This window comes from Massilia rhizosphaerae, assembly GCF_016093545.1.
Taxonomy (GTDB): domain Bacteria; phylum Pseudomonadota; class Gammaproteobacteria; order Burkholderiales; family Burkholderiaceae_D; genus Telluria; species Telluria rhizosphaerae.
Map to the genome: position 1 here is coordinate 158918 of NZ_JADKYX010000017.1, position 15730 is coordinate 174647.

Annotated in this window: 14 protein-coding genes; 11 read left to right on the top strand and 3 right to left on the bottom strand. The window is 64.7% G+C overall.

The window, feature by feature from the left end; translation table 11 throughout:
• Positions 1-8 precede the first annotated feature (8 nt).
• Genes ISF28_RS22535 through ISF28_RS22545 form a run of 3 tightly spaced genes read left to right on the top strand, consistent with a single transcriptional unit; the run spans position 9 to position 2826 of the window.
• Entirely contained in the window at positions 9-872 is an 864-nt protein-coding gene (locus ISF28_RS22535; RefSeq protein WP_198119403.1) for a YciI family protein, read from the top strand.
• On the top strand, positions 869-2179 hold the full coding sequence (locus ISF28_RS22540; RefSeq protein ID WP_198119404.1) for an RNA polymerase sigma factor: 1311 nt from the start codon (positions 869-871) through the stop codon (positions 2177-2179). Before ISF28_RS22535 ends, ISF28_RS22540 begins: the two co-directional genes overlap by 4 nt.
• 23 nt (positions 2180-2202) lie before the next feature.
• A complete protein-coding gene (locus ISF28_RS22545; protein WP_198119405.1) occupies positions 2203-2826 on the top strand; it encodes a GyrI-like domain-containing protein in 624 nt (207 codons plus the stop codon).
• On the opposite strand, the gene ISF28_RS22550 is transcribed toward ISF28_RS22545, so the two are convergent.
• On the bottom strand, positions 2820-3494 hold the full coding sequence (locus tag ISF28_RS22550) for a DUF1349 domain-containing protein (RefSeq protein ID WP_198119406.1): 675 nt from the start codon (positions 3492-3494) through the stop codon (positions 2820-2822). The two genes, ISF28_RS22545 and ISF28_RS22550, sit on opposite strands and share 7 nt — an antisense overlap.
• 155 nt (positions 3495-3649) lie before the next feature.
• The gene (locus ISF28_RS22555) at positions 3650-5083 is read right to left on the bottom strand and encodes an aminotransferase-like domain-containing protein (protein WP_198119407.1); all 1434 of its coding nucleotides are present in this window, start codon (positions 5081-5083) and stop codon (positions 3650-3652) included.
• Between the two features lie 111 nt (positions 5084-5194).
• Between ISF28_RS22555 and ISF28_RS22560 the strand changes: the two genes are divergently transcribed.
• The 5 genes from ISF28_RS22560 to ISF28_RS22580 all read left to right on the top strand — a co-directional run bounded on the left by ISF28_RS22560 (position 5195) and on the right by ISF28_RS22580 (position 10628).
• Positions 5195-6124: a DMT family transporter gene (locus ISF28_RS22560; RefSeq protein WP_229519288.1), complete on the top strand. Its 930-nt coding sequence runs from the start codon at positions 5195-5197 to the stop codon at positions 6122-6124.
• Positions 6125-6205: 81 nt separating this feature from the next.
• Complete coding sequence (locus tag ISF28_RS22565; protein ID WP_198119408.1) at positions 6206-6667, top strand: RidA family protein; 462 nt, start codon at positions 6206-6208, stop codon at positions 6665-6667.
• A 137-nt stretch (positions 6668-6804) separates the two neighbouring features.
• Entirely contained in the window at positions 6805-7998 is a 1194-nt protein-coding gene (locus tag ISF28_RS22570; RefSeq protein ID WP_198119409.1) for an aminotransferase-like domain-containing protein, read from the top strand.
• Between the two features lie 188 nt (positions 7999-8186).
• Complete coding sequence (locus ISF28_RS22575; RefSeq protein WP_198119410.1) at positions 8187-9518, top strand: diguanylate cyclase; 1332 nt, start codon at positions 8187-8189, stop codon at positions 9516-9518.
• 822 nt (positions 9519-10340) lie between these two features.
• A complete protein-coding gene (locus tag ISF28_RS22580; protein WP_198119411.1) occupies positions 10341-10628 on the top strand; it encodes a hypothetical protein in 288 nt (95 codons plus the stop codon).
• Between the two features lie 63 nt (positions 10629-10691).
• Here the strand turns inward: ISF28_RS22580 and ISF28_RS22585 are convergent, their stop codons facing one another.
• A complete protein-coding gene (locus tag ISF28_RS22585; protein WP_198119412.1) occupies positions 10692-11207 on the bottom strand; it encodes a YfbU family protein in 516 nt (171 codons plus the stop codon).
• 233 nt (positions 11208-11440) lie between these two features.
• On the opposite strand from ISF28_RS22585, the gene ISF28_RS22590 reads away from it, so the two are divergent.
• From ISF28_RS22590 to ISF28_RS22600, 3 genes are all read left to right on the top strand, one after another.
• Positions 11441-13288 (top strand): ATP-dependent nuclease, encoded by a 1848-nt coding sequence (locus ISF28_RS22590; RefSeq protein ID WP_198119413.1) that lies wholly within the window; start codon positions 11441-11443, stop codon positions 13286-13288.
• Positions 13285-15090: an ATP-dependent helicase gene (locus ISF28_RS22595; RefSeq protein WP_198119414.1), complete on the top strand. Its 1806-nt coding sequence runs from the start codon at positions 13285-13287 to the stop codon at positions 15088-15090. The genes ISF28_RS22590 and ISF28_RS22595 overlap by 4 nt, the downstream gene beginning before the upstream one ends.
• Positions 15091-15424: 334 nt before the next feature.
• Positions 15425-15730: helix-turn-helix domain-containing protein (locus ISF28_RS22600; RefSeq protein ID WP_198119415.1), on the top strand; the 306-nt coding region annotated here is incomplete at its 3' end.

A 15730-nucleotide genomic window follows, 5' to 3' on the forward strand; every position in this document is an offset into this window, starting at 1 on the left:
AGACGGCCATGCAGTTCATGCTCATCCGCACCGACAACGGCGACCGCGCCGCCGCAGCCGACCCGCGGGCCGTCCTGGACGACCTGCTGCGCCGCCTGCCGGCCGGCCAGGTCGCCGCCGACGGGCCCGGCGCCCCCGCGCTCGCGCTGGCATTCGCGCCCGACGCGGATGCGGTCCGCCTCAAGCTGTGGCCCGGCGGCGAAGCCGTGACGACGGGGCCGTTCCCGCGCGCCGAACGTCTGCCGGCCGGCTTCGCCGTGTTCGAGGCGCCGTCGCGCGCCGCCGCGCTGGCATGGCTGCAGGCCCACGCCGGCACCGACGCCGCGACGGTGGAATTGCGCGAGACGGGCTGCCCGGGCGGCTGCGCCGGCATTCCGCCCGGCGCGGCCGGCGACGACGCGTGCTACGCGATCCTGCTGCGCTCCGACGCCGGCACGGAGCGCGACGCGATTCCGCTGCAAGAAAAGCTCGACCGGCTGAACGCGTTCAACGCCGTCCACGCGGCGGCCGGCACGCTGCTGGCCGGCGACGGCCTCAAATCCACCGCGCGCGGCGCCCGCGTGCGCGTGGCGAACGGCGGCGCCAGCATCATCGACGGTCCGTTCGCGGAAGCGAAGGAATTGATCGCCGGCTTCTGGATGATCCGCGCGCCGTCGATCGCCGCGGCCCTCGACTGGGCGCGCACCTTGCCCTACCCGACGGGGCCCGAGGTCGAGGTCGAGATCCGGCCCGTGGCCCTGATCGCACCGCCCGGTGCGGCCGCGGGCGACGTGTCGGCCCGGCTGCGCGAGGACGCCAGCGTGCGCGCCGAACAGCTCGACGCCGCCCTGCGCGCCGAGCTGGCGCCGCAGCCGGCGTGGGACCGCCCATGACGGTCGGCGCCGACACCGGCAAGGTCGTCGAAGCCGTCTGGCGCATGGAGTCGGCGCGCATCGTCGGCGCGCTGACACGCATGCTGCGCGATCTCGGCCGGGCCGAGGAACTCGCGCAGGACGCGCTGCTGGAAGCGCTGGAGCGCTGGCCGGCGGACGGCGTGCCCGACCGCCCCGGCGCCTGGCTGATGCAGGTGGCCAAGCGGCGCGCCCTCGACCATCTGCGCCATCATGCCATGCACGCCAGCAAGGAAGGCGAACTCAGCTGGGAGATGGACAATGTGCTGGGCGACAGCGACAGCTTCCGCGATCCGGCCGAGCTGGCCGCGCTCACGCAGGAGGCGGCCGCGGAGATCGACGACGACGTGCTACGCCTGATCTTCGTGTGCTGCCACCCCGTGCTGTCGGCCGAGGCCCGCGCGGCGCTGGCGCTCAAGCTGCTGGGCGGCCTCGCCACCGGCGAGATCGCGCGCGCCTTCCTCGTGCCGGAAGCGACGGTGGCCCAGCGCATCGTGCGCGCCAAGCGCACGCTGGCGGAAGCGCGCGTACCGTTCGAAGTGCCGCATGACGAAGAACTCAAGCCGCGGCTCGCGTCCGTGCTGCAAGTCATCTACCTGATCTACAACGAAGGCTATTCCGCCAGCGCGGGCAACGAGTGGCTGCGGCCCACGCTGTGCCGCGAGGCGGTGCGCCTCGGTCGCGTGCTGGCGGAGCTGATGCCCGACGAAGGCGAGGTTCACGGCCTCGTCGCGCTGATGGAAATCCAGTCCTCGCGCGAGCGCGCCCGCACGGGGCCGGACGGCGCGCCGATCCTGCTGATGGACCAGGACCGTTCCCGCTGGGACCGGCTGCTGATCGGCCGCGGCCTGGCGGCGCTCGACCGCGCCGGCCGCCTTGGCGCGCTGGGACCGTATGCGCTGCAGGCCGCCATCGCCGCCTGCCACGCCCGCGCGGTCGCCAAGGACGACACGGACTGGGCCCGCATCGCCGCCCTGTACGACGCGCTGGCCCAGCTGATGCCCTCGCCCGTCGTCGAACTGAACCGCGCGGTGGCGCTGGGCATGGCCTATGGCCCGGCCGCCGGCCTCGCCCTGGCGGACGCGTTGCTGGACGTGCCCGCGCTGCGCAACTACCACCTGCTGCCCAGCGTGCGCGGCGATCTGCTGGCCAAGCTCGGGCGGCATACGGAAGCGAAGGCCGAGTTCGAACGGGCCGCCGGCCTCACGCAGAACGAGCGCGAGCGCGCGCTATTGCTGGAACGGGCGCGGTCGAGCACGCAGCTGGAGGGCCGGCAAGCTGCTGGATGAGACCCCGACTTGACGGAGTATGTGTGGAGAAAATCGATCTCAAGAAAGAACTCAAACACCTTTATCAACCGTCCGCGCGAGAGGTCGTGCAGGTCGACGTGCCCGCCTTCCGGTTCCTGATGATCGACGGCGCGGGCGATCCCAACACGTCGCCGCACTACGCGCGGGCCGTCGAGGCGCTGTTCTCCGTGTCCTATACGGCCAAGTTCATGGTCAAGAAGGGGCCGGCGGGCATCGACTACGCGGTGATGCCGCTCGAAGGCCTGTGGTGGTCGGACGACATGGCGTCGTTCGTCAACAACGACAGGACGAAGTGGCGGTGGACGATGATGATCCACCAGCCGGCGTGCGTGGACGACTCCGTGCTGCGCGACGCGCTGGCCGAGGTGAAGCGCAAGAAGGGCCTGGCCGCCGTCGACGAGCTCCGAATCGACACGTTCGCGGAAGGCTTGTGCGCCCAGACGCTGCACGTCGGGCCGTTCACGGCGGAAGGGCCGACGATCCAGCGCGTGCACGATTTCATCGAGACACGCGGATCCCTCACGGGCAAGCACCACGAAATCTACCTGAGCGACATCCGCCGTGCCGATCCGGGCCGGTGGAAAACGATCGTGCGCCAGCCGATGACCCGGACGTCAGGCTACTGAAGCTTCCATAAATCGATTTTCCCCGTCGCGTAATGGAAGTCGCTGAATACGGCGCGCGCGCCGTCGCCTTCCGGCGATTGCACGGAGAACCCTGTGCTCAGCCCTTCCGGCCCTTCGAGATTGAATTTGCGGACGATGGTCCATGCATGCCCGTCCGGCGATCCATAGAAGAAGATCCCGCGGCGATCCTTGGCCACTTTCAGCCAGGTGAACGTGCCGGTCACCGGATACGACGTCGCGTCGTCCGACACCCCGCGCGTGACCACGGAGATGATCGCCAGGCGGCCGTCGGTTTGCGCCTCGAGGCACAACTTGGCCCAGCGGGCGGCCGTGCCATACAAGGCGATACAACCGGCATCGTAGGTGGCGTGCGGGGTCACGGCGACCCGGGTACTGAAGCTGAAGTCGCGGTCCGCTTTGAACAGGAGGCGCGGCGACGAGTCGGGTCGATAATCGCCCTCGCCCGGCCATACGAACCAGTCGGTCTTCTTGCCGGCCGCGAGGGCGAAAGCGCCGTCCTCGCCCACCGACCAGTCGGCCGTCGCGTTGTGCCACACGAGCGGCGCGGGCAAGGCGGACAGGGTCGGCACGGCATGCGTGGCTTGTGCATGACCGGCCAACGGCGCCAGGCATGCCGCCAGCGCGAGCATGAATCTCGAGATACGCATCGATGCCTCCCTCCGTGAATGTGCGGCGGATGCTAGCACGCGCCGGGACGTGAACCACGGATCTGCGAAAAATCGTTCGGCCCTTGGCGATTTTCGCAACCTCCAAGTAAATAAACGCCGGACGCCGTCCCACGCATTGGCGCCCGGCCCGCGCCCTACCCGAGCTCCCGCTCCAGGAAGCGCCACGCCCCCGCGTCCTCCAGCGCCGCCACGTTCAATCGCAGCTTCGTGGACGGCAGCTGGGCCGGCGAGAACAGGCTGCCCGGCGCCAGCAGCAGGCCCTCGTCCATCGCGCGGGCCGCGAGCGCGTTGGTGTCGCGGCCGCAGTTGGCCCACGCGAACATGCCGGCCGTCGGCGCCGGATCCAGGGTCATGCCGAGCGACTCGATGCGGCGCAATACCTGCGGCCGGACGGCGTCCAGCCGGGCGCGGATCCGGTCCAGGTGCTTGCGGTACACGCCTTCCGAGAGGATCTTGTAGACGACCCGCTCGCCCAGGTCGCTCGTGCTCAAGGTGGCCAGCATCTTGCGGTCGGCCAGGCGCTGCACCGTCTCGCGCGACGCCGCGATGAAGCCGACGCGCAGGTTCGCCGCCAGCGACTTCGAAAAGCCGCCCAGGTAGATCACGCGCTGCAACTGGTCCAGCGCGGCCAGCCGGGTCGCGCTCTGGACGCCGCCCGGGTGCAGGTCGCAATAGATGTCGTCCTCGACGACCGTGATGTCATGGCGCTCCGCGATGCGCAGGATCTGGAAGGCTTTCGCGGCCGACAGCGACGTGGAGCTGGGGTTGTGCAGCACCGAATTGATGATGTACAGGCGCGGCTGATGCAAGGCCGCCAGCGCGTCCAGCTGGGCCAGGTCCGGGCCGTCGGCCTGGCGCCGGATGCCCACCACGTTCAAGCCCATCGCGGCGAACGAGCCGAACATCAGGAACCACGCCGGGTCGTCGACGAATACCGTGTCGCCGGGCCGGCAGAATTCGCGCGCGACGAGGTCGAGGCCTTGCGTCACGCCGAGCGTCGTCACGAATTGCTCGGGCGCGGCCGCGATTTCCAGCTCGGCCAGCTTGCGCTGCAATTGTTCGCGCAGGGGCGCATAGCCCTGCGGCCCGGCATAGTTGAGCAGCATGGTGCTGTTCTGGCGGCTGACGGCGCGCAGCGCATTGGCGACGCCGGCGCCGTCCAGCCAGGCCGTCGGCAGGACGCCGGACGCGCTCGACGGCTGCCCCGGCATCTGCCGGAACATGTGGCGGATCAGCCAGACGACGTCCAGCGCGCGCGATTCCAGCGCGGGATCGGCGTTGGCGTCGGCACGGCGCAATGCCGTGTTCAGCGGCGCGCGCTCGCGCACGAAGAAGCCGGCGCCGCGGCGCGATTCCAGGTAGCCCTGCGCGACGAGGCGGTCGTAACTGGCCACGACGGTGAACGGCGACACGCCGTGGGCCGCGGCGAAGCGGCGGATCGAGGGCATGCGCGCGCCCGCGCGCAGCTGCTTGTCGTCGATGCGCGCGGTCACCATCCGGACGATCTGGTCGGCCAGCGGTTCGCCGGAATCGCGCGACAGCAGGGTCGGCATGATTGTATCGGTCATTTCGCCATCACAGTGTGCAAAAGGATATCGCCAAGTGTATAGGGACTGTACTGCTCGTCCGGACTAGCATAACCCTGGCCAAGATTTGCTGCAACGACAACAGGAGAACCCATGCGTCCCACCACGCTCGTCCCAACCGCTCCGAACGCGTCCATCTCCACCGCTTCCGACGAGGCGCGCGGCATGCTGCTCGGCCTGGCCGGCGTCGCCATCTTCAGCCTGACCTTACCGTTCACGCGCCTGGCCGTGCGCGAGCTCGATCCGCTGTTCCTCACGCTGGGCCGCGCACTGGGCGCGGCCGTGCTGGCGGCGGCGTGGCTACGCATGCGCCGCGTCCCCTTGCCGGGACGCGCGGCGCTGTGGCCGCTGACCGTCGTGGCGCTAGGCTGCGTGCTGGGGTTTCCCTTGCTCAGTTCGATCGCGATGCGCAGCGTGCCCGCGTCGCATGGGGCCGTGCTGGGCGGCGTGCTGCCGCTCGCCACCGCGCTGTACGCGGCGCTGCGCGGCTTCGAGCGGCCGTCGCGCGGCTTCTGGGGCGTCGCGCTGCTGGGAACGAGCCTCGTCGTGACCTTCGCGCTCAGCCAGGGCGGCGGCGCGCTGCAACCGGCCGACCTGCTGATGTTCGGCGCCGTCGGTGCCGCGGCGGCGGGCTATGCGGAAGGCGGCCGCCTCGCGCGCACGCTCGGCGGCCAGGAGACGATCTGCTGGGCCCTCGTGCTGGCGGCCGTCCCCGCCGCGGTCCTGCTCGCGACGCTCGAACACGACCAGTTCGGCCGCCTGGGCGCCGTCGGCGCCGCCACCTGGCTTGGATTCGGGTACGTCACGGCGTTCTCGATGTTCATCGGCTTCTTTTTCTGGTATCGCGGCCTGGCATTGGGCGGCGTGGCCCGCGTGGGACAGGTGCAGCTGCTGCAACCGTTCCTGTCGCTGGCCGGGGCGGCCATGCTGCTGGGCGAGGCGCTCACGGCGGCCAACGTCGGCTTCGCGCTGGCCGTGATCGCGACCGTGGCGCTGGGCCGGCGCATGCAGGTGAGGCGATAATGGGTATGCGCAACGCGATGGGCACGCCTGCCTGCAAGTCGTACAATAGCGGCTTTCTTTTCACACAACCCTGGGGTATCCATGTCCGTCTACGACAAACTCAAAGCACTGAACATCACCCTCGCCGCGCCGGCGACGCCGGCCGCAGCCTACGTCATGTACGCGCAGACCGGCAACCTGGTCTTCCTGTCCGGCCACATTTCGAAAAATGCGGACGGCTCGGTGAATGCCGGCCTGCTGGGCCGCGACAAGACGACGGAACAGGGCAAGGCGGCGGCGCGCGCCGTGGCCGTCGACCTGATCGGCACGCTGCAGGCGGCCGTCGGCGGCGACCTGAACCGCGTGAAGCGCATCGTCAAGGTGATGAGCCTGGTCGCGTCGACGCCGGACTACACGGAACAGCACCTCGTCACGAACGGCTGCTCGGAACTGCTGGGCGAAGTGTTCGGCGACGCCGGCAAGCACGCGCGCTCGGCGTTCGGCGTGTCGTCGCTGCCCCTGGGTGCCTGTGTCGAAATCGAGTTGATCGCCGAAGTGGCGTAAGCTATTGTTCGGCAGCGACATTTTCAGCAGTAAATTAACCGGAGCATGCCCACCAGGTGTGCTCCTTGAGAGAGCAGCCTATCCGGCGTGCCTTATAATGGCCGACGCACCAACGTGGCCCTTCCTGTGAGACCAGTATGAAAATCGAAAATCCCAATCCCATCCAGTGGCAGTTCTCGGAGCGTGCCCAGCAGCTGCAAAGCTCGGCGATCCGCGAGATCCTCAAGATCACCCAGCGTCCGGAAATCATTTCCTTCGCCGGCGGCCTGCCCTCGCCCGCCACGTTCCCGGTCGAACGCATGAAGGCCGCCTTCGACAAGGTGCTCAGCGAAAACGGCAAGCAGGCCCTGCAATACGGCCCGACGGACGGCTACGCGCCGCTGCGCGAATGGGTGGCGAACTACCTGTCCACGGAAGGCAGCCGGATCCTGCCGGAGCAGATCCTGATGGTGTCCGGCTCGCAACAGGCCCTCGACCTGCTCGGTAAAGTCCTGATCGACGAAGGTTCGCGCGTGCTGGTGGAAACCCCCAGCTACCTCGGCGCGCTGCAAGCCTTCTCGGTGTACCGTCCGGAGTTCCGGTCGGTCGAAACGGACGACCACGGCCTGGTGCCGGCGTCGATCGAGCCGCTGGCCAAGGGTGCCCGCCTGTTGTACTCGCTGCCGAACTTCCAGAACCCGACGGGCCGCTCGCTGTCCATCGAGCGCCGCCGCGAGCTGGTCGAAACCTGTTCCCGCCTGGGCCTGCCGCTGATCGAGGACGATCCTTACGGCGCGCTGTCGTACAAGGGCGAGCCGATGCCGCGCATGCTGTCGATGAATCCGGACGGCGTGGTCTACATGGGGTCGTTCTCGAAAGTGCTGACGCCGGGCATCCGCCTGGGCTACGTCGTCGCCCCGCTGCCGCTCGTGCGCCGCCTCGAGCTGGCCAAGCAGGCCGCCGACCTGCACACGGCCACGCTGACGCAGATGGTCGTGCACGAAGTCATCAAGGACGGCTTCCTGGACGAGCACATCCCGACCATCCGCAACCTGTACGCCAACCAGTGCCAGGTCATGCTGGACGCGATGGCCGAGCAGTTCCCCGAAGGCGTCACCTGGACCCGTCCGGAAGGCGGCATGTTCATCTGGGTCACGCTGCCGAAGCACATCGACGCGATGAAACTGCTCGACCAGGCGATCGCCGCCCGCGTCGCCTTCGTCCCGGGTGGTCCGTTCTACGCCAACGAGCCGGAAACGAACACGCTGCGCCTGTCGTTCGTGACGGTGCCGCCGGAGCGCATCCGCGAAGGCATCGCCACCCTCGGCAAGCTGATCAAAGACCAGCTGTAATCCCCCGCGCGACCCGGCGGCGCGCACGTGCCGCCGGGCATCAACAATTGTTTAACAAGCCAAACAATTATCAGTTGCGTAATAGTTACATATTTTTCCACTTGTAAAAGAAACTATTGCCCAAGGTCACTCTGCGGGGTGTATGATTTTGCACGCAATCTAACCGTGCACTTCCCGCAAAGCACCGTATGACCAACCCAGCGACCGCGCCGCTTGCCGACCCGCGCAAGCCCGCTATCCTCATTGTCGACGACGCCCCCGACAACCTCGGCGTGCTGCGTGCGATGATGCTGCGTCAAGGCTATCAAACGTTCGTGGCCACCTCCGGCGACCGCGCGCTCGACATCGCCCTGCGCGTGAAACCCGACCTGATCCTGCTCGACGTCGTCATGCCCGGCATCGACGGCCTGGAGACGTGCCGCCGCCTCAAGGCGCACCCGGCCACGACGCGCATCCCCGTGATCTTCATGAGCGCGCGCGGCGACACGGAGGACATCGTGGCCGGCTTCGACACCGGCGCCGCCGACTACATCCCGAAGCCGCTGCGCCTGGAAGAAGTGTGCGCCCGCGTGCGCGCCCAGCTGCGCCTGCGCAGCACGGCGGACACGCAGTCGGAACAGGCCGACCGCCTGCGCATGATCGTCAACAGCATGGACCAGGGCCTGTTGATCGTCGAAGGCTGCGGCCGCGTGCAGTACGCCAACCCGGCCTGCGACCGCTACCTGGGGTATGCGCCCGAGGAGCTGGTCGGGCGGTCGCTGAAGGAATTGCTGAGCTGCGAAGAGCCCGGCTGCTGCGAGGCCCTGGACGCGATGAACTACGGCACGCGCGAGGTGAAAATCCGCCACCGCGACGGCGGCCTGCGCGCGATGGACCTGACGATGACGCCGATGCACGCGGCCGACGGCCTGTTCGTCGCGCTGCTGCACGACATCACGCACCACAAGCAGTCCGAGGACGCGCTGCAGCGGGCCGCGATGCTCGACCCGCTGACGAAGATCGCCAACCGCCGCCACTTCGACGCCTTCCTGGACAAGGAATGGCAGCGCGCGATCCGCAACGCCCAGCCGCTGTCGCTGGTGGTGCTGGACGTCGACCACTTCAAGCTGTACAACGACACGCTGGGCCACGCCGCCGGCGACGTGTGCCTGCAAAAGGTCGCGCAGGCGCTGCAGGATCACGCCGCGCGCCCGACCGACCTCGCGGCCCGCTACGGCGGCGAGGAATTCGTGCTGCTGTTCGCGGAAACGCCGGCGGAAAACGCGGCGCGCCTGGCGGAGATGATCCGCGCCGCCGTCCTGGCGCTGGAAATCCCGAACCCGCGCTCGACGACGTCGGCCTGGCTCACCGTGTCCGTGGGCGTGGCGACGATCGTGCCGACGCAGCTGGACGCGATCGACAACCTGTTCGTGTGCGCGGACCGCGCCATGTATGCCGCCAAGGCCGGCGGGCGCAACCGGGTGGAAGCGACCATCGTCGGGGCGGCCTGGGATGTGGTGCAGGACGCGGCGTTGTATTGAGGGCGGCGGCGCTGGCGGAACGTCCGGGAACGGCTTCTACTCAGGACCTGGCGTTCGTGATGATTTGTGACGCGCCGGCTTTAGCGAGCGCCACTTCAAACGGGCGTCGATCCGAGTAAATTCGTATGAGGTTTCCGGTCTAAGAAAGATGCTGCGCAATGGCTGCCGCCAAATTGATGAGCTTGGTCCCGGTCAGCGCGCTGACTCGTGTACGGTTCAACTCTCTCACGGCGTTGTGAACTCCTCCATTCCGATGACCTGACCATGCGGTCCGAGCAGTGTCCTTCTCCACGGGCCAGCGAATGCATATCTTGCAGCGATTTTAGAAACGTAAGAGACGACTTCGGTTGAAGTTGGCCACTCAAGGCATGGTATGGTTTGCTCGCCGAAAAATTTTTGAGTCTCGGAAAGAATTTCAGCGGTGACTATAACCGTCGGTTCAAGACGATTTGTCCAACTCCATTTTTGCCCTCCCGAGATTGTTAAGAACTTCCAGTGCGTCGTCGAAACAGTCGCCGGTTTTGTCGTTTGAGACACTCTGCGTCGGGAGTCGGTGGTCTAAATTATGTCATCACACCTGGAGCTTGCAACCGCAGGTTTTCCTGCTCGCCGTCTTGACCTGCCGCCCAGGCTCAAGCCTCCTAGCCACGCCCCGCTACGAGCTCGACTAGCGATAACGCTTTTTATCAAGAGTAGAAGTGCCGATAGGCTCGTCAACAACAATCGACCTTGGTTGATTTAGATCACTTATTTAAAAAAAACTTCTTGTTTATACTATTCATGTTGTTTAAACAAACTCATCAAACAAAACAAGGATCGTAAATGGACAAGCGTCATGACGAGTTGCTGACTTCCCGTCTGGAAGAAATCATAACCAAAGGGTGTACTTATATCTCCTGGAATGAACTCTACCTTTGGTATGGCGTTCGAAAACTTGCGGCGCGCTCGTATCGCGACCTTTCAACACGCTGGGATGAGCTTGCCACCTCTTTCGATTTGACCAACCTTGGGAAACTCGTTTTCGTTCAAAGTCCATGGAGCAATAACAGCGGGGGCATCTACCTTTTCGCCAAGGAGATGGCTCAAGCGGTCAATGATTATGATGGTTAAAAAAGCGGCCTAGCCGCTTTTTTATTTGGCAGTGCTTCGCCATGTGAGCTGCTTCCCTCCTATTCAGGAACGGCGACGCGCAGCCAAAATGTCCTGGATCTGTTCTTTTGAATAAGGGTAGTGCGGCGACCCTAACGCTTTCCAGCGCGCGATCATGCGACGGTAGACATCGGCAGTGGGTATGTGCGAATTTATTGCCGATTTGCCAAGGACAGACGTGAACTGGCCGGCTTCGATCAGGGCGCCTGTCAGGCTCAAGAGCTCAACTTCATTGTTCCCATCAAAGCCAGGCCAGGAGACCGAACCTGCGTCGATACCAGTCTTGTCATCCAGCTCTTCGAAACTAGATTTTAGCTCGTCATAGATACGCAGGATCGTATATACAAAGTCGTGCGTGTCATCGTCGACCACCCGCGAAACCGACTCGAACGCTTTGCTGTACAGCCACTTATGGCCCGCTCGAAGGTTTTTCGCAAGCTGCGTGTAATGGGCTTCTTCATCAGCGTCCAGTTTGGCCAAAATTTCATACTGGTTGGCCAGGATAAGACGTTCGGTGTCGGTCAGGTCAGGGGTATGCATGTGCGTCATCTTTCGGAGGGCTCAGGGACTCTGGAGATTGAGGCAGAGCGTAAAAAATACAAGGGTTCACGCCGCATTTGGTCGCACTCCAACTGGTCGACGCTGGCTGCCGAGAGGGCGGGAAGTGAGCGCAAGAAACTGGGCGGAACTTGCTCTAAGAGCAACAAGCTCGTACACTGAGCAATTCCAACCGTCCGCTTTCGCAGCGAACCCGCAAGCAAGAGAGAACACGAGTGCACCTTGCCAAACTGGTCATCAAGAATTTCCGCAAACTCAAACACGTGGAACTGTCGTTTCAAGCCGGCCTAAACGTCCTGGTCGGCGGCAACAACGTCGGCAAGACGGCCGTGGTCGACGCGCTGCGTGCACTGCTGGCCGGTCATGACGAGCCCTACCCACGCCTCTGTGAAGACGATGTGCACCGGCCCAACGGTGGCACCCCATCAGGCGACATCGTGTTCGAGTACGTGTTCAGCGGGCTCAGTCTCGACGATGAAGCGGACTTCCTGGCCGCACTTGTGCCCGGCGCTTCCGGTGGGCTCGAGGCGCACATAAAAATCCGCTACTCCGACGCCGACAAGGCCGGCCGCTTGCGCGCCAAACGCTGGTGCGGCGAGAACGAGGACGTGGGCCTGACGGCGGACATGATGGAAAACCTGCGAGGAGTATACCTGCCGCCGCTCCGGGATGCGTCCCAAGGCCTGAAGCCGGGTCGCACCAGCCAGCTTGCACGCCTGCTGCAACTGCTGGCCGACGATGCTGGCATCGACGGCATCAACAAAGCCCTGCAAGAACTCGACGGCGAGCTGAAGTCGCATCTGCCTATTGTTAGTACGCATGATGCCATCAACATCCGGCACAAAACGATGCTGGGGCCGCAGCTCGCGCAGTTACTGGAGGTCGGCCTGAGTGCTAGCGACTTCAAGAGCTTGAAGTCCAGATTGTCGCTGCTGGTGGATTCGTTCGAGATCGAGCAGAACGGGTTGGGCTTTAACAACTTGGTCTACATGGCGGTCGTGCTAAGCGAGCTGACCAAGAATCCTGACTCCTGCTACCGCGGCTTGATCGTAGAGGAGCCCGAGGCGCACCTGCATCCCCAACTTCAGGCCGTGCTGCTCCAGTACCTGCAGTCCATACAGGTGGTCGAAGGCGAGAAACCCGTTCAGCTTTTCGTGACGAGCCATTCACCGAACTTCGCGAGCATCGCCGACCTGGATAGCCTGGTATGTCTGGTCGACACGGGCACCGCGGTAGAGACCTTCCTCCCGCGCAGCGTGGTCTTCGAGAAGGGCAAGCGCGAGAAACTTGAGCGCTACCTCGATGTCACGCGCGCCGAGCTCTTCTTTGCGCGCCGAGTCATCTTCGTGGAGGGGGCGGCCGAACTCATGATGGTGAACGCGCTGGCGAAGCGTATCGGCTGCGATCTACGCCAGCACGGCGTGAGCGTCATCAGTGTCGAGGGGTTGAACTTCGACTCGTTCCTTCCCTTGTTCGGGGACACGTCGTTGAAGATCCCTGTCGCGGTCCTGACTGACGCCGACCCTGTACCGCCCAAAGCCGAACCCCAGGCTGTGCCTGTCGAGGTGGCCGTAGCTAGCATGCCTCTACCGGCGCCTACGGTCGAAAGTGTGGGCGCTTCTGAAGAGGAAGAGGAGGACGACGACACCGAGCCCGTGTACCCGGCGCCTGGTGACGCCATCACCGTCTCGGCCAACACCGCCAAGATGAAGGGCTGTGAGGACGCATACGTTAAGATCTTCCACGGCCTCAAGACCTTCGAGTACGACCTGGCATTGGAAGCTACCAATCGCACGGCCATGCTCAAGGCACTGACCGAGCTGCACCCGAGGATCGCCAAGTCGTTGGCCGTCGCCGTCGGTGCGGAAGTCGGCGACGCGGCTAAGGCCAAGGCGCTGTTCCGCGGTATGTTTGAACGCTCGAAGAACAACGTCCAGAAAGGCAGTTTCGCCCAGTCTCTGGCGCAAGTCATTTCGGACGACAAGGTTGCTTTCACGGTGCCGACATACATCCAGGCCGCCATCAAGCACGCTTGCCAGTTGACGGCGGCCCCGACGCCATGAGCGCGTTGACCCCCGAGCAGCAGGCCGTTGTCGACGCGCCGATGGTGCCGCTGTGCGTCATCGCGTGCGCTGGTAGCGGCAAGACCAAGACGGCCGTGCACCGCTCGGTGCAGATGCGCCGCAATCTCGGCGATGCGCGCGGCCGCGTGGCCCTGCTATCGTTCTCCAATGTCGCCGTCGACACCTTCCGCAAGGCCTACAACGACCTGGCAATAAGCCTGCCCTCCGGTGCCGGACGATCGCGGGTCGACATCGACACATTGGACGGCTTCATCACCACCAACATCATCCGCCCGCATGGCCATCGAACCATGATGTCCGCGCGCCCGGCCTTTCTGGTGACGGGAAACGAAGCTTTTCTGGAGGGTTTCAAGTTCTCGACGTCGTCGTTTCCCCAGCCAATCACCTCGCTGCACCTGGCGTTCGTGAGCGGTGACGAGGTCTTCTTCCATGTCTACAACGACCAGGAAGAGTTGGTGGACACGTCTACGGCGCGCAACCTCATCGCGAAGCTGGGTCGGACCGGCGCGTACACGCATGACCTGGGACGGTACTGGGCATATCGGGTTCTGAAGGAGCGGCCCGAATTGCTCGCCGCCGTCGCTCGCCGGTATCCACATATTCTGATCGACGAGGCTCAGGATATTGGATCGGTGCACCAGGCCATTCTGGAGTTGCTCATCGGTGCCGGCTCATGCGTGACGCTCATCGGCGATCCTAACCAAGGCATCTACGAGTTCGCGGGTGCCGACGGCAAGTTCCTGACCGACTATCACCAGCGCGCTGATGTTCAGCAACACTCGCTGAAACGAAACTTCCGGTCGGCACCCAGCATCGTCGATCTGGCTAACGGCCTGTGCGGCCGCGGCGATGTAGCGGAACGGCCCGCACCCAGCACGCCGCATGGCGCCTTCTTCATGGGCTATAAGCGCGACCAGCACAAGCAACTCATCGCCTCGTTCCACGGCGCGATGTCCGCTGCCGGCGCCGAGGCCAAGCGCTCGGGTGTTCTCTGCCGAGGTATAGGTTTGGCGAAGACGTTGCGTGGCGACGGTGCACCGGCCGGCCAAGGCCTCGTTAAGACGCTCGCCGCTGCCGCGGTCCTGCGTGACCGGAGGCAGGATTTTCTGAAGGCTTTCCAGCGCGTGGCCGTTGCCGTGGTCGCGTTGCTGGACTGCCCGCCCGATGGACTTGTAAGCCAGATCACGCAGCGCTCCAACGATCCGCAGGATCGGGAGCTCCGCAAGGAGGTATGGGCATTCACCCGTGACGCGGTCAGCGGGCTCCCTTCCTCATCATTGGTCGCCGACACGCAGTGGCACCCTTTGCTCCTGGCGCGCATCAAGGTCCTGCTCGCCCGGGTGGAGACGAATTTCGACCTGAAGATGACCGACAACATTGGGCGCAAGCTGTCCAAGAAGGCGCTGCCGAACGTGCCGCTCGCAAGCGTCGATGACCTGGCTGAGAGCGGTGCCACGGCGCTGCGGGTCGACACCGTGCACAAGGCTAAGGGAGAAAGCCTGGACGCTGTTTTGTACGTGACGCTCAAGGAACATGCGCAAGCGCTGCTGGATGGCGTCGAGACTGAGGTCGGCCGCATCGGCTACGTCGCGGCAACTCGGGCTCGAGACCTGCTTTGGGTAGCTGTGCCACACAATTCCTTGAAGGAACTGCGGCCCGCCCTCCTAGCCAGGGGTTTAAAGGAAGTGAGCATCGCAGCGGCGCCGGTGAGACTGGCGCAGGAAGCAAAGGTTTTCACGCACTTAATGTCGCCCATGAATGCGACTACAACCGCCTTGTAAGGTCTCCAAATGGCCTCCATGGTTCACGCCGCTGGCCAGTCACTGATCGCTGCTTTGCCATACCATGTCGCATCCATTCGCGCTGGAGATGATCGACATCTTAGTGTCGATCAGCGTGAGGACGGCCGCCAGCAACCAAGATCGGCAACCGCTGTGATGCGAACACTAGCTAATCCATAAAGCGTTGACGCTACAAGTGTCGAGCGCCGTCTCGTGGCGGGCACAGTGTCGAAAGCCAACTGATTGGGCAAGAATGGCTGCAAACATCATTTGCTAAGTAGTCGCCCAATTTTTGCTGTCAAAGTTGAATTGATCACGCAGCAGGGGTTGGGCGATGAAGCACTTGGAGCTGTCCGAGGACGAGCGGCGCACGCTGCGTGAGATGGGCGTGTTCCACCCGCATGCTCGCACGCGGATGCGGGCGCAGGGAATTTTGCGGTTGAGTCAGGGATTGACGCTGCAGAAAACGGCAGACGAATTCGGAGTGCACCTGAACAGCGTCGAGCAGTGGCGGCAACGCTGGAACAAGCTTAGTCTGGCCGGATTGTACGAGGGACGTCATACCGGTCGGCCCAGGAAATGGACACCCCAACAGCAGCAGGCTCTTGGCGCGTTGGCCCATTCCGAGGGCGGAAGCGTG